General features: G+C 70.0%; 24 protein-coding genes and 2 pseudogenes. 6 read left to right on the forward strand and 20 right to left on the reverse strand.

What is annotated here, in order from left to right:
- Nucleotides 1-571 precede the first annotated feature (571 nt).
- From M2157_RS18095 to M2157_RS18105, 3 genes are read right to left on the reverse strand one after another with little or no spacing between them, the layout of a single operon-like run.
- Nucleotides 572-1,360 carry a methyltransferase domain-containing protein gene (locus M2157_RS18095; RefSeq protein ID WP_280862818.1) on the reverse strand — a complete coding sequence of 263 codons (789 nt, stop codon included), beginning with the start codon at nucleotides 1,358-1,360 and terminating at the stop codon, nucleotides 572-574.
- A gap of 58 nt (nucleotides 1,361-1,418) precedes the next feature.
- The gene (locus M2157_RS18100; RefSeq protein WP_280865726.1) at nucleotides 1,419-2,291 is read right to left on the reverse strand and encodes an LLM class flavin-dependent oxidoreductase; all 873 of its coding nucleotides are present in this window, start codon (nucleotides 2,289-2,291) and stop codon (nucleotides 1,419-1,421) included.
- A 41-nt stretch (nucleotides 2,292-2,332) separates the two neighbouring features.
- Nucleotides 2,333-2,896, reverse strand: coding sequence for a dihydrofolate reductase family protein (locus tag M2157_RS18105; protein ID WP_280862820.1), 564 nt, complete (start codon nucleotides 2,894-2,896; stop codon nucleotides 2,333-2,335).
- Between the two features lie 99 nt (nucleotides 2,897-2,995).
- Between M2157_RS18105 and M2157_RS18110 the strand changes: the two genes are divergently transcribed.
- Both M2157_RS18110 and M2157_RS18115 read left to right on the forward strand, forming a co-directional pair.
- On the forward strand, nucleotides 2,996-3,358 hold the full coding sequence (locus M2157_RS18110) for a DUF192 domain-containing protein (protein WP_280862821.1): 363 nt from the start codon (nucleotides 2,996-2,998) through the stop codon (nucleotides 3,356-3,358).
- Nucleotides 3,359-3,495: 137 nt separating this feature from the next.
- Nucleotides 3,496-3,903 carry a hypothetical protein gene (locus tag M2157_RS18115; RefSeq protein ID WP_280862822.1) on the forward strand — a complete coding sequence of 136 codons (408 nt, stop codon included), beginning with the start codon at nucleotides 3,496-3,498 and terminating at the stop codon, nucleotides 3,901-3,903.
- Nucleotides 3,904-3,912: 9 nt separating this feature from the next.
- On the opposite strand, the gene M2157_RS18120 is transcribed toward M2157_RS18115, so the two are convergent.
- A complete protein-coding gene (locus tag M2157_RS18120) occupies nucleotides 3,913-4,905 on the reverse strand; it encodes an alpha/beta hydrolase (protein ID WP_280862823.1) in 993 nt (330 codons plus the stop codon).
- Between the two features lie 304 nt (nucleotides 4,906-5,209).
- Here M2157_RS18120 and M2157_RS18125 point away from each other — a divergent pair, with 304 nt between their 5' ends.
- A complete protein-coding gene (locus M2157_RS18125; protein ID WP_280863877.1) occupies nucleotides 5,210-5,344 on the forward strand; it encodes a hypothetical protein in 135 nt (44 codons plus the stop codon).
- Between the two features lie 96 nt (nucleotides 5,345-5,440).
- Here M2157_RS18125 and tnpA read toward each other — a convergent pair.
- Nucleotides 5,441-5,701: pseudogene (gene tnpA / locus M2157_RS18130) on the reverse strand (IS200/IS605 family transposase); the annotation flags it as partial.
- On the opposite strand from tnpA, the pseudogene M2157_RS18135 reads away from it, so the two are divergent.
- Nucleotides 5,690-6,370 (forward strand): annotated as a pseudogene (locus tag M2157_RS18135) (transposase); the annotation flags it as partial. The pseudogenes tnpA and M2157_RS18135 overlap by 12 nt on opposite strands.
- Before the next feature lie 80 nt (nucleotides 6,371-6,450).
- On the opposite strand, the gene M2157_RS18140 reads toward M2157_RS18135, so the two are convergent.
- The 14 genes from M2157_RS18140 to M2157_RS18205 form a co-directional block, all read right to left on the reverse strand.
- Entirely contained in the window at nucleotides 6,451-7,080 is a 630-nt protein-coding gene (locus M2157_RS18140) for an OmpA family protein (protein ID WP_280862824.1), read from the reverse strand.
- 8 nt (nucleotides 7,081-7,088) lie between these two features.
- Nucleotides 7,089-7,670, reverse strand: coding sequence for a hypothetical protein (locus M2157_RS18145; RefSeq protein WP_280865727.1), 582 nt, complete (start codon nucleotides 7,668-7,670; stop codon nucleotides 7,089-7,091).
- A 36-nt stretch (nucleotides 7,671-7,706) separates the two neighbouring features.
- Nucleotides 7,707-8,312, reverse strand: coding sequence for a pilus assembly protein TadG-related protein (locus tag M2157_RS18150; protein ID WP_280868225.1), 606 nt, complete (start codon nucleotides 8,310-8,312; stop codon nucleotides 7,707-7,709).
- Nucleotides 8,309-8,470: a hypothetical protein gene (locus tag M2157_RS18155; protein ID WP_280868226.1), complete on the reverse strand. Its 162-nt coding sequence runs from the start codon at nucleotides 8,468-8,470 to the stop codon at nucleotides 8,309-8,311. Before M2157_RS18155 ends, M2157_RS18150 begins: the two co-directional genes overlap by 4 nt.
- Before the next feature lie 112 nt (nucleotides 8,471-8,582).
- On the reverse strand, nucleotides 8,583-9,377 hold the full coding sequence (locus M2157_RS18160) for a response regulator transcription factor (protein WP_280862826.1): 795 nt from the start codon (nucleotides 9,375-9,377) through the stop codon (nucleotides 8,583-8,585).
- A gap of 32 nt (nucleotides 9,378-9,409) precedes the next feature.
- Entirely contained in the window at nucleotides 9,410-10,633 is a 1,224-nt protein-coding gene (locus M2157_RS18165; RefSeq protein WP_280868227.1) for a histidine kinase, read from the reverse strand.
- A gap of 95 nt (nucleotides 10,634-10,728) precedes the next feature.
- On the reverse strand, nucleotides 10,729-11,619 hold the full coding sequence (locus M2157_RS18170) for a DUF5936 domain-containing protein (RefSeq protein WP_266521772.1): 891 nt from the start codon (nucleotides 11,617-11,619) through the stop codon (nucleotides 10,729-10,731).
- 10 nt (nucleotides 11,620-11,629) lie between these two features.
- A complete protein-coding gene (locus tag M2157_RS18175; RefSeq protein ID WP_266521770.1) occupies nucleotides 11,630-12,574 on the reverse strand; it encodes a type II secretion system F family protein in 945 nt (314 codons plus the stop codon).
- A gap of 11 nt (nucleotides 12,575-12,585) precedes the next feature.
- Nucleotides 12,586-13,923, reverse strand: coding sequence for a CpaF family protein (locus M2157_RS18180; RefSeq protein WP_280862827.1), 1,338 nt, complete (start codon nucleotides 13,921-13,923; stop codon nucleotides 12,586-12,588).
- A gap of 11 nt (nucleotides 13,924-13,934) precedes the next feature.
- Nucleotides 13,935-14,288 carry a TadE/TadG family type IV pilus assembly protein gene (locus M2157_RS18185; RefSeq protein ID WP_266521766.1) on the reverse strand — a complete coding sequence of 118 codons (354 nt, stop codon included), beginning with the start codon at nucleotides 14,286-14,288 and terminating at the stop codon, nucleotides 13,935-13,937.
- 1 nt (nucleotide 14,289) lies between these two features.
- On the reverse strand, nucleotides 14,290-14,661 hold the full coding sequence (locus M2157_RS18190) for a TadE family protein (RefSeq protein ID WP_280862828.1): 372 nt from the start codon (nucleotides 14,659-14,661) through the stop codon (nucleotides 14,290-14,292).
- On the reverse strand, nucleotides 14,658-15,908 hold the full coding sequence (locus M2157_RS18195; RefSeq protein WP_280862829.1) for an AAA family ATPase: 1,251 nt from the start codon (nucleotides 15,906-15,908) through the stop codon (nucleotides 14,658-14,660). The genes M2157_RS18190 and M2157_RS18195 overlap by 4 nt, the downstream gene beginning before the upstream one ends.
- Nucleotides 15,909-15,917: 9 nt before the next feature.
- Complete coding sequence (cpaB, locus tag M2157_RS18200) at nucleotides 15,918-16,625, reverse strand: Flp pilus assembly protein CpaB (RefSeq protein WP_280862830.1); 708 nt, start codon at nucleotides 16,623-16,625, stop codon at nucleotides 15,918-15,920.
- Nucleotides 16,626-16,692: 67 nt separating this feature from the next.
- Nucleotides 16,693-17,586: a hypothetical protein gene (locus M2157_RS18205; protein WP_280862831.1), complete on the reverse strand. Its 894-nt coding sequence runs from the start codon at nucleotides 17,584-17,586 to the stop codon at nucleotides 16,693-16,695.
- 255 nt (nucleotides 17,587-17,841) lie between these two features.
- On the opposite strand from M2157_RS18205, the gene M2157_RS18210 reads away from it, so the two are divergent.
- Nucleotides 17,842-19,530 carry a glycoside hydrolase family 18 protein gene (locus tag M2157_RS18210; protein ID WP_280862832.1) on the forward strand — a complete coding sequence of 563 codons (1,689 nt, stop codon included), beginning with the start codon at nucleotides 17,842-17,844 and terminating at the stop codon, nucleotides 19,528-19,530.
- 79 nt (nucleotides 19,531-19,609) lie between these two features.
- Here the strand turns inward: M2157_RS18210 and M2157_RS18215 are convergent, their stop codons facing one another.
- On the reverse strand, nucleotides 19,610-20,008 hold the full coding sequence (locus tag M2157_RS18215; RefSeq protein WP_280862833.1) for a hypothetical protein: 399 nt from the start codon (nucleotides 20,006-20,008) through the stop codon (nucleotides 19,610-19,612).
- A gap of 123 nt (nucleotides 20,009-20,131) precedes the next feature.
- Here M2157_RS18215 and M2157_RS18220 point away from each other — a divergent pair, with 123 nt between their 5' ends.
- Nucleotides 20,132-20,638 (forward strand): SigE family RNA polymerase sigma factor, encoded by a 507-nt coding sequence (locus M2157_RS18220; protein ID WP_280862834.1) that lies wholly within the window; start codon nucleotides 20,132-20,134, stop codon nucleotides 20,636-20,638.
- Nucleotides 20,639-20,640 lie beyond the last annotated feature (2 nt).

The following is a 20,640-nucleotide window of genomic DNA, read 5'->3' on the forward strand; positions in this document are numbered from 1 at the left end:
GGGGCCGGTGGCGTCGGCGCGGCGGAGCCGCGTATGCCCTTCGGGTGGGTGGCCCCTGCGCCGGCGGGAAGAAGCGCCCTGGTCCGCGCGAGAAAAAACGGGCCGGTCCGTGGGGGGGAGACGGACCGGCCCGAGGGGGGGTTTCCACCATAACCCTTCGTGAGGGATGGTGTGTGCATCGGCGCTCCACAACTACTCTCCGGAGTCGGGCGGCGACGGCGCGGTGGCCGGTCGAAGGCCTGCTCATGGGGGTTTCGTGGCCGAATCACGGCGGAATCATGGAGATGCGAGGCATCGCCCAAGCGGGTGACTCCGGGTCGGAACGTTTCTTTGACGCCGGGAAGTGGGCGCGGCACCGCGCAGCCCCCTCCTCTGCGCGGTGCCACCGCGCAGCTTTGCTGGCGCGAATTGCCTCGCTTTGAATTTACGTCAACAGCAGTCAGGATGCGAGCCGCCTGGAATAACGATGTGGAAACCCCGTGAAGACCATGGATATGCGGGGCAGATCGACACGTGATGCACCGGTTGTCCGATTTGCAGCTATCTGGGGGGCCATCCGCAGCCGTGAACGTCAGGCGCGTGGCTTACGGGCCTCCAGGAGATGGCGGCTGCTGTGCGCCACGAAGGAGCCCTCGGACTCGATCCGCTCGTGCAGGGACCGAAGACGGGGCTCGTACTCGGCCACATTGAAGCCGGGGACCATCCACACCACCTTGCGCAGGAAGTGGACGACGGCGGCGATGTCGTGGAACTCGATCCGCAGCCGCTCGGCGCGCAGGTCGACGATCTCCAGTCCGGCGGCCTCGGCGGCGGCGCGCTCGCGGTCCGGGTGGCGGTCCGAGCTCTGCGCCTCCGGCTGCGGGCCGAGGAAGTGCTCGACGAGTTCGAAGACGCTGCGCGGGCCGACGTGCTGGCCGAAGTACGTGCCGCCGGGCTGCAGCACGCGCGCGATCTCCGCCCACTGGGGGTTGACCGGGTGCCGGCTGCTGACCAGGTCGAAGGTGTCGTCGGCGAAGGGCAGCGGCGCGTCCTCCGGTGCGGCGACGACCACGATGCCGCGCGGACGCAGCAGGACGGTGGCCTTGGTGACGTTCGGCGGCCAGCCCTCGGTGGCCGCGGCGAGCAGGGGCGTCTTGACCCCCTGCCCGAGGGCGAAGTCCATGACCTCGCCGCCGCCGGTCTGGATGTCGAGCGAGGCGGTGGCACCGGCCAGGCGGTCGCCGAGGGCGCGGGCGAACCCCCACGAGGGCCGCGCCTCGGTGGCCCGCCCCTCGAACCACGAGAAGTCCCAGCCCTCGGTGGGCACGGCGGCGCCCTCGGCGACGAGGTCCTCGAACGGGCGGGTGCGGTGGGAGGTCATGGGAGTGATCGTCGCAGGATGACAGGGGCGGGCGCCGCCCATTTTTTCGCCCAGCGGATCAGGGCACCAGGGGCCGGACGTCCTCCGCGGCGAACCGTACGAAACCCTCCGGGTCGGGTTCGTCGGCCGTCGGCTGGAGGACGACCGTGTCGGCGCCGGCCTCGGCAAGTCGCTGGACGGCCTTGGCGACCGCCCCCGCGTCCCCGGCGACGCCGAGGTCGGGGACGTCCGCGACGCCCTCGTCGGTGAGTTCGGCGCGCAGCCGGGCGGCCGCGTCGGGCCCGGTGGCGGTGAGGAGGTAGACGACGATCCGGTGCCGATCCGTCCGCCCCGCCTTGTGCCGTCCCTCGTCGATGAGCAGACGGGCCCGGCGGACACCCTCGGGCGGGGTGGCGGCGGTGAGCACCGTGCCGTCGGCGGCCTCGCCCGCGAGGCGCAGGGTGCGCGGGCCGGTTGCCCCGGTGAGTACCTCGACGGGACCCTCGGGCGGCCAGTCGAGAGCGACGTCGTCCAGCGAGACGTACCGCCCCCGGCTGCTGACGCGCTCGCCTCCCAACAGGGCTCGCAGCGCGACGAGGTACTCACGCAGCAGGGTGAGGGGCGACTCCGCCCGCGCTCCCACCTGCCCCATCCAGTCCTGCACGCCATGGCCGACACCGAGGACCGCCCGCCCCGGGAACATCCGGTGCAGGGCGGCCGCCTCCATCGCCGTGATGGCGACGTTCCGCAGGGGCACGGGGAGCAGGCCGACGCCGATCCGCACCCGCTCGGTCCACGCGAGGGCGGCAGCGGCGGTGGAGATCCCGCCCTCCCGGAAGCAGTCCTCCCACAGCCAGAGCTCTTCGAGCCCCGTCGCGTCCGCGAGTTGGGCGAGGGCCCGCAGCCGCTCGGGAGGGAGTTGGGGACGGAACACAGCGCCGAGTTCGGTCATGCCGCCCTTCCTACCCAGGGCGGAGGGACCGGACAACTTCTTTACGGTGTCGGCTCGTACCGCAGCAGCACGACGCCGTTGCCGAAGGTGTGCGACTCGACGAGCCGGAGGGAGGTCAGCGTGTCGGTGTGCGGGAACAGGGGCTTGCCCCGGCCGACGAGAACGGGGTGGACGTAGATCCGCAACTCGTCGACGAGGCCGTACCGCAGAAAGGTCTCCCCCACGTCGGCCCCGCCCAGCGCGAGATCACCGCCCGGCTGCTCCTTCAGTGCCCGGACCTCTTCCGGTACGACCTCACGGACGAGGGTGGAGTTCCAGTCGACCTTCGTGAGGGTCCGGGAGTAGACGACCTTGGGGAGGTCCCGCCAGATCGGGGCGAACTCCCTGACGGACGCGGGGGCGTCGGGGTCGGCGTCGGCGGTGGGCCAGTAGTCGGCCATGAGCTCGTAGACGACCCGGCCGTGGAGCAGTCCGCCCATGCTGCCGACCGTGGCGTTCATGTGCGTGTGCAGTTCGTCGTCGACACGGTGCCAGCTGATGTCCCGGTCGGGGCCCTCGATGTAGCCGTCGAGGGACACGGACATCATCAGGACGATTTTTCGCATCGGACACCTGACCTGGGCAGAAGAGAGAGGATCGACTCCCACGGTACTGGGACCGACACGGACGGCGTGGGAACTCCACGGCTTGGAGGTGGCTCCGGGATGGGGCGTTGGCAGGACGGCCGCGGGAAGCTGATCGTGCACGGGGAGCGGGAGGGGTTCGCCGTACCGCTGGAAATCGCCTCCTCCTACCGCGCCCGGACGAAGGGGCTGCTCGGACGGGACTCCGTCGACGGGGCGCTGCTCCTCTCCCCCGCGGGCAGTGTGCACACCTTCCGGATGCGGTTCCCCATCGACGTCGCCTACCTCGACCGCCGGCTCCGCGTCATCGCCGTCCGCACGATGAAGCCGGGGCGACTGGGGCTGCCGCGGCTGCGGTCCCGGCATGTGCTGGAGGCGGAGGCGGGGGTGATGGAGGGGTGGGGGGTTCGGGTGGGGGTGCGGGTGGAGATCGCGGTGGAGTAGGCGGTGGACGCGTCGCGTCCATATCGGTAGGCCTCTGCCACCGCCACAGGGTGTACTGCCAGGTTCACGCCGGGCGGTGCTTCCGTGAGCCTGATCGGAGTCGACTGGCTCCCGGAAGCTGCGGGCAGGCCTGCCGCATGGCGGCCTCGGAGAACAACGAACATCGGCGAGACGCGGACGCCCGTCTGTGGGCGCACCACCTCCACACCGACACCATGGTCTTCCAGCGCGGCAACCTGTTCCTCGTCGCACAATCCCTCCTGGCGGTGGCCTACAGCACCACTGCCACATCGGGCACCACTCACGCGGCAGCACGTGTCCTGGCCGCCTTCGGGCTCGCTCTCACCGCCATCTGGGCATACGTGGGGCACCGGTATCACCGCTACAACCGGGCCATCCAACGACGTACTGCCGAGCGCCTGTCGGACTATGCGGAAACCTATAGAGCCAGCCGCATCTCCGGTCCCAGCGCGATGCCGTTGATCGCCTATGCGCTTCCGGTTCTCGCCGCCGTCATGTGGATCGTTCTGCTCATCGTCACGTAGACGGTGTTCTCACAGCGGCAGGCCGTGGAGGACGTCCGTCACGCGGGTGGGGTCGGGGGGCCCCAGATGGCCCGCGTTCGGGAAGTTGTGGACCGTGAAGCGGTTGTGCGGGGTGAGTTCGTCAGCTTCCGCGATCATGCGGTCCTGGAGTTGCGTGGCCACGGTCCTGTCCTTGCCGAAGCGGAGATACGTGCGCGGGACCCGGCCCCAGGTGTCCGCCCGGCCGACCGCCCGGTTGCCGTACGCCGTCATCGACTCGTCCGTCTGCATGCCTTCCAGTACGCGCAGGAACTGCGCGTCCGTGTAGTCCGCGCAGATCATCTCCTTGAAGGCGGCCAGTTCACGGCGGTCGGAGGTACGCCAGTTGAGGCGCAGCACCCCCAGTTTCTCCGGGTCGCCGACCTGGTGCAGCGGGTTGAGGGCGTGCTGCCCCTCCGGGGAGGACGCGCAGTCCATCAGGGACGGCATGGTGCGGCTCGGGCAGAAGGCGGCCATGTAGCAGATGTGCGAGAGGAGTTCGGGTACGGCGTCGGCGACCCGGCTCACCGAGAGGCCGCCCATGCTGTGGCCCACGAGGACGACGGGCCCGCCGAGGCGGGCGGCGCGGCGGACAGCGCCGGTGACGCGGCGCTCGAAGTCGTCGAGGGTGAGGGCCGCGACCGGCGAGGGCTCGGTCGCGAGGGCGCGTAAGTCCTGTGCCTGGTAGGCCTTCGGAATGAACTTCTCGGTGCCGTGCAGGGGTTGGTCAACGGCGACGACCCGGTGCCCGCGCAGTGCGAGCTCCCTGCCGATCGCCGTCCAGAACGCGGCCGCGCTGTGCGTGCCGTGGACGAGGACGAACGTCCGTACGCCACGGGCGGTGCAGGTCGCGTACGCGGTACCCGCACCTGTACCTGTGGCGAGTGCGGCGGCGCCCGCTGTCGCGGCGAGTCCACGCAGTGCCGTACGCCGTGAAGGTCCACTGGACCGAGGGATGTCGGTGTTCTTGTCGTTGTCAGCCATGCGACGAGGCTACGAACGCGTCAGGCGCACCACGATGGCTCTGCGCACCCGGCTGGAGGTGTACTTGCCGACACCCCTGAGCAGGAGCGCACGCACGCCTCAGCCCCCTCCCGTGGCGGGATCACTCCGCTCTCGCCGCATGATCCGGCCAATCGGGCTCGTAGCCGTCTGACGGGGAGTTGTCAGGCTGGCCGGGTTCGATGTCCTCGGCTTCCTTCCCCCCACCGAGGAGTGTCATGACCAACGCCCCTGTCGACACGCAGGACGAGACCTTCCCCGACTTCCCGATGCCCCGGGCGGCGGGGTGTCCGTTCGTCCCGACCCCGAACGCCTCGACGTCCGCCGCGACGCCCGTCGTCACATGGCCTTCGGTTTCGGCATCCACCAGAGCCTGGGTCAGCCCCTGGCCCGTCTGGAACTCCAGGTCGTCTACCTCTGATCTTGGCCAGTGCTCCGCCCTTCAGGGCGGGGGTGAAGGCCATCCTTGGCCCGGAGGCGCGAAGCGCCGGAGTGCTCTGCGCCTCGGGGGTGGCGGTCAGACGGGGCGCTGCTGGTTTTCGATGTACTGCTTGACGACGGTCAGGGGTGCCCCGCCGCATGATCCTGCGAAGTAGGAGCCGGACCAGAAGTGTCCACCCCACAAGTACCGGCGGACGTGGCTGTCGTACTCCTGGCGCAGCCTGCGGGAGCTGACGCCTTTGAGGGAGTTGACCAGCTTGGAGAGCTGGACCTTGGGCGGGTAGTGCACGAGCAGGTGGACGTGGTCGTGTTCGCCGTTGAACTGCTTCAGCTCGGCCTCGCCCTCTCGGACGGTGAGACGTACGAGCACGGCGCATGGCTGACCGGCCAGGAGAAGGCAAGGCTCCTGCACCTGGAGCAGCGTGCCGCGCAGCGCAAGCGGCACCGCAAGCCTGGCGAGCCCACCAGCCGCCGGCTGCACCGCACCTACGACCAGATCGCGGGACTGCGCGCGAAAGCCAAGCGCCGGGCCCTGGACTGGCAGCACCAGACGACCACCGCCATAGCCCGCACATACGGCACGGTCGTTGTCGAAGCACTCACCATCACGAACATGGTCAAGTCCGCCAAGGGAACCGTCGAGGAGCCGGGAAGGAACGTTGCCCAGAAATCCGGGCTGAACCGCTCCATCAACGGGGAGGCCTGGGGGCGCACCGTCACCATGCTGACGTACAAGACCGCCCAGCTGGGAGGCACCTTGGCCAAGGTCCCCGCCCCCGGCACCTCCAGGCGCTGCTCCTCCTGCGGCCGCACCACGCCCGGCAGCCGGGAGTCCCAGGCCGTGTTCGTGTGCAAGAACCCGGACTGCGGCTGGTCGGGCAACGCCGACCACAACGCAGCCCGCAACGTCTTACATCTGTACCGGATGGGCCTCGCGCTCATCCCGGCTGCCGGGAGGGCAGTCGTCAGGCGCGCAAAGCGCGTCAAACCCGCTGCCGCAAGGTAAGCAGGAATCTCCCGGCTTCAGCCGGGAGAGCACTTCAAGAGCTGCCGGTGACCTGGTGAGGGCCCGACCATCCCGGTCGGTCAGTTCTCCCCCCGGGGGAAGGACACCTCGACTCGGCGGTTCTTCTTGCGGCCCGACTCCGTCGAGTTGGAGGCGATCGGGTAGTCCTCGGAGTAGCCGCGGACCTCGTAGGTGATGCCCGAGTCCTTCAACTCCTGGTCGAGGACGTCCTGTACGGCGTTGGCGCGCTGACGCGACAGCGTGCGGCCGTGGGCGTAGCTGCCGAGGTTGTCGGTGAAGCCGAAGACGCGGATCCGGGTGGCGTTCTGGTTCTTGATCTCCGCCGCGATCGCGGAGATACGGGCCTTCGCCTCGCCGTTCAGCTTCGCGCTGTCCTTGCCGAACAGGACCTCCGCCTGGAGGGCGAACTTCACGTCCGCGTTGGTGTCCTCGCGCCGTTCGTCTCCGCTCTGGTCCTCGACGACCTGCTTGATGTCCAGGACCTTCGGTTCGGCGAGGGTGGCGCCTTCCGGGAGCTTCAGATCCGGGTCGTTGGGGTCCACCTCGACGGGTGCGGTGGCGGAGGGTTCGGTGCCCGGGGGCACGCTGGGGCCGTCGTCGGCCTGTGCCGGGGTGAGGGTCAGCGCCGCCATGAGCGAGGCGACCGTGATGGCGAGGGCCAGGCGGGGTGGGGTTCGGGTGGCGGTCATGGTGGGCGTCATCCGGAGATCTGGATGGGGGCGGAGGCGAAGGTGGGGAGTTGGAAGGCCATCTCCGTTGTGCCTTCGGGCGGTGCCGGGAACTGCATGAACACGGCGATGCTTTCGCCCGCCTTGAGGGTCGAGAAGCCTGTAGTGGTCAGCGGGCGACCGTCGGTGTCCCGGAGGACGTAGTACCGCTTCTTGCCCTTCGAATCGACGAGAGTTGCACCGCCCAGCGATCGGCCGTTCCGGACGATCTCGGTCTCGTCACCCCGCACCGCCGCGGGGACGACCACGCTCTTGTCGCTGTCGTTCTTCAGGTTCCCGTTCACAGTGACGAAGCCGCCGGCGTCCCGCGCGGCGGAGGTGATCTGGAGCAGCAGCCCGTCCTGGCCTTTCAACTCCGCCAAGGGCACGTCCGCCTGCCCCTCCTGAGTACTGGGTTGGGACCCGTCTCCCCGGGAGGCGGAAGCCGAAGCCTCGGGCTTCTTGTCGTCTCCGCCCCCTCCACCGCAGCCGGCCACACCGACGGCCAGTCCGGCCGCGACCGTCAGCGCGACGATCCCCCTGCGGGCCTTCGCCGTGAACCGAATGCTCATCACTCTGCTTCCTTCGTCGCTGGTGTCGTCAGCTTGTCAGTCCGCCAGGTGGACGTCGAAGAGATCCTCGGGTTTCGGGAGATTCGTGAGGTCCGTCGGGTCCAAGGGCCAGTCGATTCCGTCGTCGCACGTGAGCTTCGGGAGCACGTCCGGGTCGGCACCCGTTCCGGGCAGCTCGAAATCGCAGCGCGGCTCGATCACGGCGCGGGCGCGCTCGGTCGAATGCTCGCCCTCGGTGCCGGGGACGATGGATTCACCGACGCTCTGGTTGGTCGTGGCCTCGACTTCGTAGCCCGGGAGCGCCCACTCCGGGTGGGCATCGCACTGCACGCTCGCGTCGTTCTGCGCCGCCAGTTGGGTCGCCCGGGCACAACCTCCGAACATCACTCCCCCGCCGTCGAAGATGTCGTGCCACTTGGTGGGGTCGAGGATGTTCTCCACCCACTCGTCGGTGAGCTTGTCCCGGGTGTCCAGGGCCGCCGCCAGTGCCGCCGCATCGGCCGCGGTCTGGGCGCTGTTCCGGTTGGCCGCGGCCTGGCCGACGGCGAGATAGGCGAACGCAAGCAGGAGCAGGCCCCCCACCACCGTGATGTAGATGGGGAAGGCCTGCCCTGCGTCGCTGTGCGAGTAGAGGCGCGTCAGCCGCCGGTGACGTTGGCGATCTGCTCGGTGATGGCGTCGTAGATCGTGTTGCCGATGTCCGTCCCCGTGATCGCCAGCACAATCGCCACCACCACCGCGATGATGCCCAGGTACTCGACCGCGGTCTGACCCTTGTCGTCGTTGAACCGGTTGTTCATGGCGGGCCCCTTCGGCGTCGTCGCTGTCGACAACCGGAACGTAGACCTGCGGATACCGATCGGCGCAGGGCCCCTGGGCCCAAATCCGGGCCCAACCTCGCATCGACACCGCTCACCCCACCCCTCGGCCCGAACTCGGCGCCGTGCCCAGCCACTTCGCGGCGGCCTCGGAGCGGCTCGTGCTGTGGAGCTTGGCGAAGATGCGGTTGATGTGGTTCTTGACGGTCTTCTCGCTGATGAAGCAGGCGGCGGCGATCTGCTGGTTGTTCATGCCGGATGCGATGAGGTTCATGATCTCCGCCTCCCTCGCGCTGAGTTGGAAACGCGACCGGTCCGATGACGACTGTCCCACAGATGATTGCAGTTGCGAAAGCCCTTTGAGGGGAAACGGCGGTGCAGGAACCGGAAGATGGGGGTTTACGTGTGCATTCGCATCGCGTAGCTGGGTCAGCAGCGCGCCCGCCGCCGTGGGCGTGAGGTGGGTGCGGCCCTGCACGGTGTCCCTGACGGCCAGCACGAGCTGGTCCGCGGTGAACTCGCCGTGGACGAGGTAGCCGTCGGCTCCCCTGCGCAGCGCCTCCTGGACGGTCTCCGGCTCTCCGCTGTACGTCAGCATCAGCACCGGGGCGATCGGCACGAGGTACGGCAGCGCCGAGAGCCCGTCGACGCCCGGCATCCGGACGTCCAGGAGGATCACGTCCGGGTGGTGCCGGCTCGCGGCCTCGTACGCCTCGCGGCCGTCCGCCGCCTCCGCCACGACCGTGATGTCCTCGCGGCCCGTGAGGAGGGCGGTGAGGCCCGCTCGGACCACCGGGTTGTCGTCGGCGACGACGATCCGGACGGGGGTGGGCTGGGCCGTCGGGAACAGCGCGATCGGTGGGGCGGGGTGCTGGGGGTCGTCCGGCATGTCGCGGCCTCCTCTCGTGGTGGGGCGGGTGGTCATCGGTCCGCCCGCGGAAGTGGCAAGGGCAGTTCCAGGAGTACTTCCGTGCCCTTCGCGTCCGCGCCCTCGCCGATGTGGATACGGGCGCCCACCGACTCGGCGCGTTCCACCATGCCGACCAGGCCGAAGTGGCCGGAGCGGCGGAGTGCGTCGAGGGTGGTGTCCGGGGGGAGGCCGCGGCCGTCGTCCTGGACGCTGATGCTGAGCAGTTCGTGGTCGGGGTCCACGTCCGCGGTGACGTCGATGCGTGTGGCCTCGGCGTGCCGGTGGGCGTTCTCCATCGCCTCCTCGGTGATGGTGAGGAGTTGGCGGGCCACGGGGTGCGGGACGGCGAGCGCGGGGTGCGGGTGGGTGGGGGCCCGGTAGGTCGCCTTGAGGGTCGTACGTGCGCTGAAGTTCCTTGTGCGGGCGGCCAGTTCCTCGAGTACGTCCGTGGTGGGGGCCTGGTCCCGGCGCAGATCCGTCAGGAGTTCGCGGGACTCTGTCGCCGCTCTGCGGGCCGCTCGGGCCACCAGTCCGGCCTGTCGTTCGAGCAGGGCCGGGTCCGGGGCGGGGGCGGCCGCCGACGTCGCCAGGCCTTCCGCCGCCAGCGCCACGCCGTGGAGGGTCTTCGCCACCGAGTCGTGCATCTCCCGCGCCAGGCGGGCCCGTTCCTCGCTGATCGCCTCCGCCACCGCCAGGCGGGCCTTCATCGCGGTGAGGGCCTGGGTCGCCGTGCCGAAGCGGAGCAGGAGGTTGCGCAGGGTGGAGCCGACCGCGCCCGTGATCACGCAGAAACCCGGGAGGAGAAGCATCTCGGCGGGAGTCGTGTTCGGGTGCGGGAGGGCTGTCTGGGCCAGGAGCAGGATCAGGGACTGCAGGGACGCGAAGACCGCGGCGCCTCGCCAGCTGTAGGCGATACCGGCGAGGAGCGGGGTGCAGACGCTGACGTAGGCGAGCGTGGTGTCGGGGCCCGCGGAGATCAGGAGGAGGCTGGCGAAGAGGGTGTCCGCGGCGAGGAGGGTGGGGTGGCGCAGGAGGAGGGGGCCGAAGCGTTCCCAGTCCCTGAAGAGGGCGTACGACACCATGAAGGTGACGACGACCGCCGCGCCGACGAGACGGGTGCCGAGGCCGGGGTTGGCGTTGAGGAGGGCGGCGGGGGCGGCGAGGGCGATCATGGCCAGCCGGAAGCCGAAGACCTGGCGGCACATGGCCTGCAGGGCGTTGACCTGGATGTCCATTGCGGGTACGTCGGAGGGCCCGACCCGGCCTTCGGCGGCCGCGCCACGCCCCCGCCCCGTCCTGCGCACACCCGTCATCGACATCGCCCGGCCCCCTACTTCCCCGTGATCGTGCCGAAGTCGGTGCCCGAGCCGAGCAGCAGTCCCGCGGCCAGCAGGAGCATCGTGGCCGGGACCATGAAGGTGGTGATCATCATGGTGGCCTTGGGGACCGCGCGGGCGGCCTTGCGGCGGGCGTTCTGGGCGTCCGTACGGCGCATGTCCTTGGCCAGGGAGACCAGGGTGTCCACGATGGGCGCGCCCAACTCCTCCCCCTGCTGCAGCGCCGTCACGAACATCGCGACCTGTTCGGAGTCGTTGCGGCGGCGCAGCTCCGCGAAGGCCTGGCGGCGGCTCATGCCCAGGTCCATCTGGCGGAGTGTGATGCGCAGTTCGTCGGCCCAGGGGCCCTCGTACTTGGAGGCCACGCGGTCCAGCGCCTGGCGGAAGCCCAGGCCCGCGCTCACCACCACCGCCAGCACGTCCAGGAAGTCGGGGAGCGTGCGCTCGATGACGTCCTTCCTGACCCGGATCGCCGACCAGATGCCGACCTCCGTCCAGAACGCCCCGAAGGCCAGCAGGAGCAGGGCCACCAGGATCTGGCCGCGGAGGAGGAAGACCAGGAAACCCAGGGCGCCCAGGAAGCCGTACACCGCCCTGCGGGCCGCGTAGCGGTGGATGGTCAGGCCGCCGGGGTTGCCCGCCAGGTCGATCTTGCGGCGGTACTTGGCGACCTGCTTGGGGCCCATCAGCCGCAGGACGGCGGGGGCGTAGCGCATGCCCATGCGGTCGATGAGGGAGTCCACCGCGCCGGTGCGGGTCGATCCGACCTCCAGTGCCAGCACCAGGTCGCTCGGCAGTTTCGCCTCCGCCCGGTACATGCGGATGCCGGCGAAGACGCCCCACACGCTCACGGCCATCAACAGGGCCAGTCCGATACCGATCATGGCCGCCCCCTCAGACGTCGATCCGGGACAGGCGGCGGATCAGGATGAATCCCACCGCGTACAGGGCGAACGCGATGATCACCGCCCCCTGGCCGAGTGGTGAGCCCGTCATGCGTTCCAGCGCGCCGTCCTTGACGCCGTTCATCAGGAACAGTGAGCCGATGCCCAGGACCGGGACCGCGTACGACGTCATGTTCACCTGGGAGAGCTGGGTGCGGACCTCGCGCCGGGTCTCCTTGCGCTCCTCCAGCGTCTCGGTCAGGTTCCGCAGGGCACTGACCACCTGGCCGCCGGCCCGGCTCGACAGCACCAGGGTCGTCACCAGGACCACCAGCTCCCGGGACGGCAGTCGCTTCGCCATCTCGTCCAGCGCGTCCTCCATCGACACGCCCACCGCCAACTGGTTGGCCACCTTCGCCAGTTCCTCCCCCGCCGGTGCCTCCAGCTCCTCCGCCGCCATGCCGATCGCGGTGCGCAGGGCGAGGCCCGCGTGGGTGGCGTTGGCCAGGATGCGGGCCAGTTCGGGGAGTTGGTTGATGAACTTCTCGATGCGCTTCTGCCGCTGCCAGTTGAGGAACTGCACGGCCGCCCAGACGCCCGCCAGACCGGCCAGCGGGCCGAAGAAGGGCGCCAGGGTCGCCTGGCCGATCAGCCACAGACCTCCGACGAGCCCGACCATCGCGGCGAAGAACTCGCCCGGCGTCACGTCCAACCCGGTCGCCGCCAGCCTCAGTTCCAGCTGCCTGCCGAGCCGGGTGCGGCGCAGCCGTCGGTCCAGGTCGCGGAAGTGCCGGCGGCGGCCGGTGTACGGCACCTGGCTCGCGGCCGACAGCCGGTCGACGAGCGCCGCCCGCTGGGCCCGTCCCCTGGCGTAGAAGTGGACGCCCACGACGGCGAGCGCGCAGGTCACCAGGGTGGCGCCGATGGTGAGCGTGACTAGGGTCTGGAGGTCCATGGGGGTGGGTCCTACCTGGCTTCTCGGATGGCCAACTGGTTCGCGGACTGGGCCACGCCGAAGGCCTGGGGCGTGGGCTGGCTCGCCATGTAGAGGCGGTCGACGGTACGGCGCGGAAGCGGGAAGTACTCGAACCGGCCGTAGATCCGGCCGTCCGCCGCCATGGGCTGGGCGTCGAAGCGGGCCACCGTGGCCAGCCGGTACGGCTCGCTGCCGTGGCTGTCGAGCAGGGCGATCTCGGTGATCCGGCGGGCACCGTCGGCGAACCGGGTGAGCTGGATGATCACGTCGACCGCGCTGTTGATCTGGTCGTGCAGCGCCTCGAAGGGGATCTCCACCTCCGACATCGAGGCCAGGGTCTTCAGCCGCATCAGCGCGTCCTCCGCGCTGTTGGCGTGGACGGTGGCGAGGGAGCCGTCGTGGCCCGTCGACATCGCCTGGAGCATGTCGAGGGACTCGCCGCCGCGGACCTCGCCGACCACGATCCGGTCGGGGCGCATGCGCAGCGAGTTGCGGACCAGGTCGCGGATGGTGACCCGGCCCTGGCCCTCCACGTTCGGCGGACGCGACTCCAGCCGGACCACGTGCCGTTGCTGGAGCTGGAGTTCGGCCGAGTCCTCGATGGTGATGATGCGGTCGCCCTCCGGGATGAGGCCGGACAGCGCGTTGAGCAGGGTCGTCTTCCCCGTGCCCGTCGCGCCGGACACGATGATGTTGAAGCGCGCCTGCACCAGGCCCGCCAGCAGGTACAGCATGTTCTCGTCGAGCGAGTCGAAGCCGACCAGTTCCTGCAGCGTGTAGGAGCGGGGGAAGCGGCGGATCGTGAGGATCGCGCCGGTCAGGGAGAGCGGCGGGATGATGACGTTCACCCGCTCGCCGGACGGGAGGCGCGCGTCCACCATCGGGTTCGTCTCGTCCACGCGCCGGTTGACCGTGGAGACTATTCGCTCGATGGTCTGCATCAGCTGGTCGTGGGACGGGAAGCGCAGCGGCAACTGCTCGACGCGGCCGCCGCGTTCGACGAAGATCGAGTCCGGGCCGTTGACCATGATCTCGGTGATGGAGGCGTCTTCGAGCAGCGGCTCCAGGATGCCGAGTCCCAGAGCCTCGTCGACCACCCGCCGGATGAGCTGCGAGCGTTCGACCGTCGACAGCACCGGACCCTCACGGCTGATGATGTGCCCGAGCACCCGCTCGAGGCGGGCCCGGCGCTCGGCCGCCGCCAGCGAGCTCATCTCCGCGAGGTCGATCTCCTCCAGGAGCTTGGCCCGGTAGGAGGAGACGATGTGGCCGTCCTCGCCCCGGCTGCCGTTCTCCTCGGGGGTGTTGATGCGGGACCGCAGACTCATGAGTACCTCGTTCAGTGGTCGAGCGGCATGGTGGCGGTCTTGACGGCGGGATCGAAGTCCCAGCCCGGGACGATCGACGGGATCTGGACGGTGGCGGTGACGGTGACCGAGTCGCCGCCCCCGCCCTCGGCGCAGTCGACGGACAGCCAGTCGCTGATGGCGTTCACACAGCCCTCCTGCGCGCTCCGGTCCAGCGAGGCGGCCCGCGCCCCGGCCCTGGCCGCCGTACCGGCCTGCTGGGCGGTGTAGGCGATGAGCCCGATCTGGACGCCCGCCATGGCGACGAGGATCAGGATCGGGATGAAGCCCAGGTACTCGAGGGCCACCTGGCCGCGGTCGCGCGTGCTCTTCCGGGAGTACGACATCTCAGTCCCTGTCCTCCTCCACGGCGCCCGCGTGTCCGTCGACCTGGAAGGGGAAGGCGATCGCGCCCGGGAAGAGGACGGGGACGTCCAGGTGGACATCGGCCGTGACGTAGCCGCCGCCGGTGGCGCAGTCCACCTGGCCGGTCCAGGCGCCGGGCAGCTTGTCCAGTCCCGCCTGCTCGCACGCGGCCTCCCGCTCCCCCGGCGGGGCCGCCGTCGCGGCCCGTACCGCCTCGTCCGCAGCATTCCCCGCGAGCGTGAACGTGTATCCCAGCAGCACGAACTGCCACAACAACACCAGCGTGATCAGGATCAGCGGGGTCATCCCGAGGAACTCGATGGTCACCTGCCCCTCGTCCCGCCGCCCGCTCATCTCCCGAGCTCCCTGCGCCGCCGGAAGGTCAGCGCGCCGCGCTCCCGGCCGCCGTTGCGATGGGAGTTCGCCTCCGAGCCCTTGACCAGGCCCAGTTCACCGGCGAGCGTCCACAGGGCCTGTTTCACCGTGCCCTTGGCGTCGAGTTCGTGGACCCGGCCCGCGTCCACCGCGCCCTGGAGCTCCTTGAAGTTCGCCGGGATCACGGTCGCCGCGACGCCGGTGCCGGTGATCTTCTGGATGAGCGCGGGCTGGATCTCCGTGGCGCGGCTGTGCCGGTTGACGACGACGGTGGTCTCCTCGGCCTTGCGGACCTGGAGGCGGTCCCACATGCGCACGGCACGCTTGGCGCCGCGTACGGCGACCACGTCGGGCGTGGTGACCAGCAGGGCCGTGTCGGCCATCTCCACGACTGCCGCGCCGGCCCCGCTGAGCTGTGCCCCGCAGTCGACCACCACGACCTCGTAGCGGGAGCGCAGGGCGCTCACGATCTGGCGGGCGGCGCGCTCGGTGACCTCCTCGCCGCGTTCGCCCTCGCCGGGGGCGAGCAGCAGCGCGAGGCCCGTGTCGTGGGGGAAGACGGCGTCGGCGAGGACGCGCGGGGAGATGTCGGTGATGGTGGCGAGGTCGGCGACCGAGCGGCGGAACTGGACGTCCAGATAGGAGGCGACATCACCGGTCTGGAGGTCCATGTCGAGCAGGGCGGTGGTGCGGCCGGAGGCCTGGGCGGCGAGAGCGAGCTGGATGGCGGTCGTGGTGGCGCCGACACCGCCCTTCGCCCCACTGACGGTGACGACGGTGCCGCCGACGCCGGTGAACACGTCGGTGACGGCGCCCAGGTGCCGTCGTACGCCCACCGACCACTGGGCGACCGCGTGCACCCGGGTGGCGAGCTCCTCGTAGCCGAGCGGGAGGGAGATCAGGCCGCGGGCGCCGTAGTCCATGGCGGCCTGGAAGAGGCCGGGGCTGACGTCGGAGGTGACGAGGATGACGCCGACGGCCGGGAAGCGCAGGGCGACCTCACGGATCAGCTCCAGGGCCGGGACGGGCCCGATCCGCTCGTGCACCACGACGACCTCGGGCAGCTCGTCGATCGACTCGGACGCCAGGCGCGCGAGGGTGTCGATGAGCTGGGTGGAGTCGGTCACCGGGACGACCGGCTCGGCGTCCGGCAGCTGGCTGAGCAGCGTGGTGAGGGAGCGGACCGCGTCCGCGTCGCCGACTGCCGGAAGGATCCTCGTGGGCATGGCGGCCTCTCACTTGTCCTTCGCGAGTTCGTACGTGCGCTCCTGCTCGGGCACGGTCCCGGTCTCGCCCGGCGCGACCAGGGCGAGCCGGACCCGCTTGGCGAACGACTCGGCGTACGTGATGCGCTGGGCGTCGAGGGCGGAGAGGGCGAAGGTGATGGGGCGGGCCTCGGTCGCCGCGCGGGTGCGGTCGTCGGCGTCCGGCTGGAGCGGGGTGAGGTCACCGACATCGAGGACCCGCGCGTTCGTCACGATGATCTTGGACTGGTCGGGATCACCCTCCCGCTGGCCCTCGAAGGTGGCGTACACGTTGACCGAGGAGCCCGGCGTGATCTTGCCGGCGACGCCGGTCGCCGCGTCGATCATGATGGCGACCTCCTGCTGCCCGGGCTGGAGGGCCGGCTGGTCGACGATCATGTCGCTCTGCAGCAGGGAGCCCGCTTTGAGGGTCGTGACGGCGATCTTGTCGCGGATGTCCGCGAGATCGGTGATCGCGTTCGCCGACAGCCAGCGCTCGGGCATCTCCGTCTTCTCGAACTGGTCCGCGGTGAGCTTGGTGTACGGCTGGATGTTCTTCCGAACCTCGTACGCCGTGACCTCGGGCCCGACCTTGGACTTCACGTCGTCGATGACGGAGAGCACGCCGGCGAAGGCCGCGAGGGCGCCCAGGACCGACAGAAGCAGGAGTATCACGCCGCGGCGCTGACGGGAGTTCATTGAACCGTACAACCTCGTTGGGGGGCTCGGTCGAGCGGAATCGGGGACGGGGGCGATCCGGTACGGCTCACCCGGCGGGCAGTTGGTGCTGTCGCTGCTGTTGCTGCTGCTGGGGAACGGGCGTCACGGGTGCGGTGGCCGAACAGAACACGCAGCGGTCACCGATGACGTCGATACCGCACCAGTGACAGATGTTCTGCCGTACCGAGGTGACCAGTTGGTAAAGGACGGACAGATCGGGCAGGAAGCTGCAGAACTCGATCAGCTTGCCGGTACCCCACCACTCGGCGGACTCGGCGGGCAGCGGGTTCTCGCGCAGCCCCTGGATCCGCCAGGACTTGGCCAGCACCCCGGAGACCCAGTCGGACTGGAGCTGACCGCGGGCTACCAGCAGTGAGGTGGCGAACTCCGGGCCGGCGAGCGTGGCGTCCGGGGCGATCCTGACGAGCTGCGGCTGGGGGTGGGCGAGCACGGCGAACTGACTGCCCGGCACCCAGGACTTGGCGTGCGACTTCAGGCCGACGGGGACCCGGTCGAGCTTGGCCACCGAGCCGAGGAGCGCGCCCGCATGGAGGTAGTGGGTGAGCAGCCGGCCCGCCGAGGCGAGGACGCCCGGGCTGAGGTCGCAGGAGGCCAGCTGTCTCAACTGGCGGGCCAGGACGGCGATCCCCAAGGGTGGCAGATCGGGCTGGAACAGGGCGATGCGGTCGCTCTCCAGGAGGGACCGCACGGTGCGCAGCCGCTGGTCCACCGCCGGAGGCACGGCACGGGAGTACACCACGATCACATGGCCGTGCTGGTCGATCAGCGTCTGGAGGGCGGCGAGCGAGTGGTCGAGCGGCTGCCGGCCGAGGCCGTCGAGCACGACGGCGGGCAGAGTCCGCTCGTCCTGTGCCGGCAGCGCCATGTCGGCACCGGTCACTGCGATGGCAGTTGGCACGCGCAGCTCCCCGTATCCCATGCCCGTGGGTCCGACGGATCACTCCGGCGCACCCGGTCGACTTCACTGCGTGACTACCTGAGCACTGTAACCACGGCTCTATGGCCGGAGAACAGCGATTCTGTGACTTCCTGGCCTGCGCGAGGGATCAAAAGCGGGCGATTACTGCCCAGATGGGGCGCACTTGCCACGTGCGCGCGCCAGAGAAAGGCCGGTTGCATACCCATCCCGGCAGCATCCTTGACAGCGGGATTGGTCTGGACCAACCCTGTTGTCATGCCCATACTCAACAGAAGACCGGCACGGTTCTGGACCGCGGCCCTCACTACGGCCCTCGCCCTGGGAGTCGCGGGCCCCGCGTCCGCCGCGGACGTCAACAACGCCAAGAACGCCGGCTTCGAGTCCGGCCTGACCAACTGGACCTGTTCGGCGAACAGCGGTACGACCGTCTCCTCCCCCGTGCACGGCGGCTCGGCCGCGCTGAAGGCGACGCCGGCCGGGCAGGACAACGCCAAGTGCGTCCAGACGGTGGCCGTCAGGCCGAATGCCACGTACACACTGAGCGCCTGGGTGCAGGGCGGCTACGCCTACCTGGGCGCGACCGGCACCGGCACGACGGACGTGTCGACCTGGACCCCTGACACCGCCTCCTGGAAGCAGCTGACGACCACCTTCACGACGGGCGCCTCGACGACCTCCGTGACGGTCTACACGCACGGCTGGTACGGACAGGCCGCGTACCTCGCGGACGACGTCTCGGTGCTCGGCCCGGACGGGGGCGGCGGGGGCGATCCCGCTCCTACGATCCCGGCGGCACCGGCCGGCCTGGCGGTCTCCGGCACGTCCTCCTCGTCCGTCTCCCTGTCCTGGAACGCGGTGCCGGGCGCGACGGGCTACCACGTCTACCGGAACGGTACGAAGATCACGGCGGTGACCGGGGCGTCGGCGACCGTGACCGGACTGGCCGCCTCCACCTCGTACAGCTTCCAGGTCACGGCGGTGAACTCGGCTGGTGAGTCCGTGAAGTCGGGCGCGGTGACGGGGACGACGACCGCTTCCCCGGGCGACGGGGGCAGCGCACTGCCCAAGCACGCGGTCACCGGGTACTGGCAGAACTTCAACAACGGGGCGACGGTCCAGAAGCTGTCGGCGGTGCAGTCGCAGTACGACATCATCGCGGTCGCCTTTGCGGACGCCACGACGACTCCGGGCGCCGTGACCTTCGCCCTGGACTCGGCCGGGCTCGGCGGGTACACGGTCGACCAGTTCAAGGCGGACATCAAGGCGAAGCAGGCGGCCGGGAAGAAGGTCGTCGTCTCCGTGGGCGGCCAGAACGGCACGGTCTCGGTGAACGACCCGACGTCGGCGGCGAACTTCGCGAACTCGGTGTACGCGCTGATGCAGACGTACGGCTTCGACGGGGTCGACATCGATCTGGAGAACGGGCTCAACGCGGCGTACATGTCACAGGCGTTGCGATCGCTGTCGGCAAAGGCGGGGCCGGGTCTGATCCTCACGATGGCGCCACAGACCATCGACATGCAGTCGACGTCCAACGCGTACTTCCAGACCGCGCTGAACGTGAAGGACATCCTCACGGTCGTCAACATGCAGTACTACAACAGCGGTTCGATGCTGGGCTGCGACGGCAAGGTGTACTCCCAGGGCTCGGTGGACTTCCTGACCGCCCTGGCCTGCATCCAGCTGGAGGGCGGGCTCTCCCCGTCCCAGGTGGGGTTGGGTCTGCCGGCGTCCACCAGCGGGGCGGGCAGCGGCTATGTCTCGCCCTCCGTGGTGAACAACGCGCTGGACTGCCTGACGAAGGGCACGGGGTGCGGCTCCTTCAAGCCGTCGAAGACCTACCCGGACCTGCGCGGCGCCATGACCTGGTCGACGAACTGGGACGCGGCGGCGGGCAACGCGTGGTCCAACACGGTGGGACCGCACGTGCACGGGTTGCCGTAGCCGTTGGTCAGGACGCGGCCGGGTTGTCGCTCTGGACGACCGCCATGACTTCCCGGCCCGTCTCACCGATCGTCCACCGTCACGCCAGTGGCCGGTAGTACCCGAGGACCGGTGCCAGCTGGGCGAACCACTGGCCCAGGGTGTCCCGGCTCTTCGCGTCGACGACGCACTCGTAGAAGCGGCCGTCGAGGTGGATGACGGCCATCATCAGGGTCTTGCCGCTCGGCCCGGCCTTGTAGTGGACGCTGCGGATCTCGTGCCAGGGGAACTCGGCGGAGTGCCCGTGGTCCTCGAAGGCGACGCCCGCGGAGTCGACGACGACGGAGTTGTGCCGGTCCACGGCCATGAACTCCGGGCCCTCGGGCACCTCCTGGGGCGGCTGAGGAGCGAAGGCGGACGGGGGCGGCGGCGGGCCGAAACCCGGCGGGGCGCCGTACGGCTGGGGCGGGTTGCCGTGGGGCGGTGGCGGGGTGGTCATCGGCATCCGTCCCCTGGCGTCGCGGACTGCTTCCAAGTCATGTGAAACATTCTCCCCACCCCACAGCGTCAGTGAAGTGAGGACCTCTTCCAGAGCCGGGCGCACAGCACCAAGGGGGAACACATGAGAAAGGCCCGCGCGGACGAATACGCGGAGTTCGCCGCCGCCCGGGCCGGACACCTGTACCGGTCGGCGTGTCTGCTGACCGCGGGTGACACCCATCTCGCGGAGGACCTGGTGCAGGAGTCGCTCGGGCGGATCTACGTCCGCTGGAGCCGGATCTCCGTCGTCGGCAACCCCGCGGCCTACGCGCAGACCGTCCTGGTCCGGGTGTTCCTGACCCATCAGCGCCGCCGCAGCAGCAGAGAACGCGCAACCGATGTCCTGCCGGAGGTGGCCGCCGCCGGTGTCGACACGCCCCTGCGGCTGACGCTGCTCGACGCCCTCGCCCGGCTGCCCGCCAAGGACCGGGCCGTGGTCGTCCTGCGCTACTGGGAGGACCGCTCCATCGAGGAGACCGCCGGTGTCCTCAACGCGAGCGCGGCAGCCGTCCGCACGCGCTGCACCCGAGCCCTCAAGCAGCTGCGCGAACTCCTCGGCGAGGACATCGGCGCCTACGCCCGGCCCTGACC

It is taken from the genome of Streptomyces sp. SAI-127, assembly GCF_029894425.1.
Classification (GTDB): domain Bacteria; phylum Actinomycetota; class Actinomycetes; order Streptomycetales; family Streptomycetaceae; genus Streptomyces.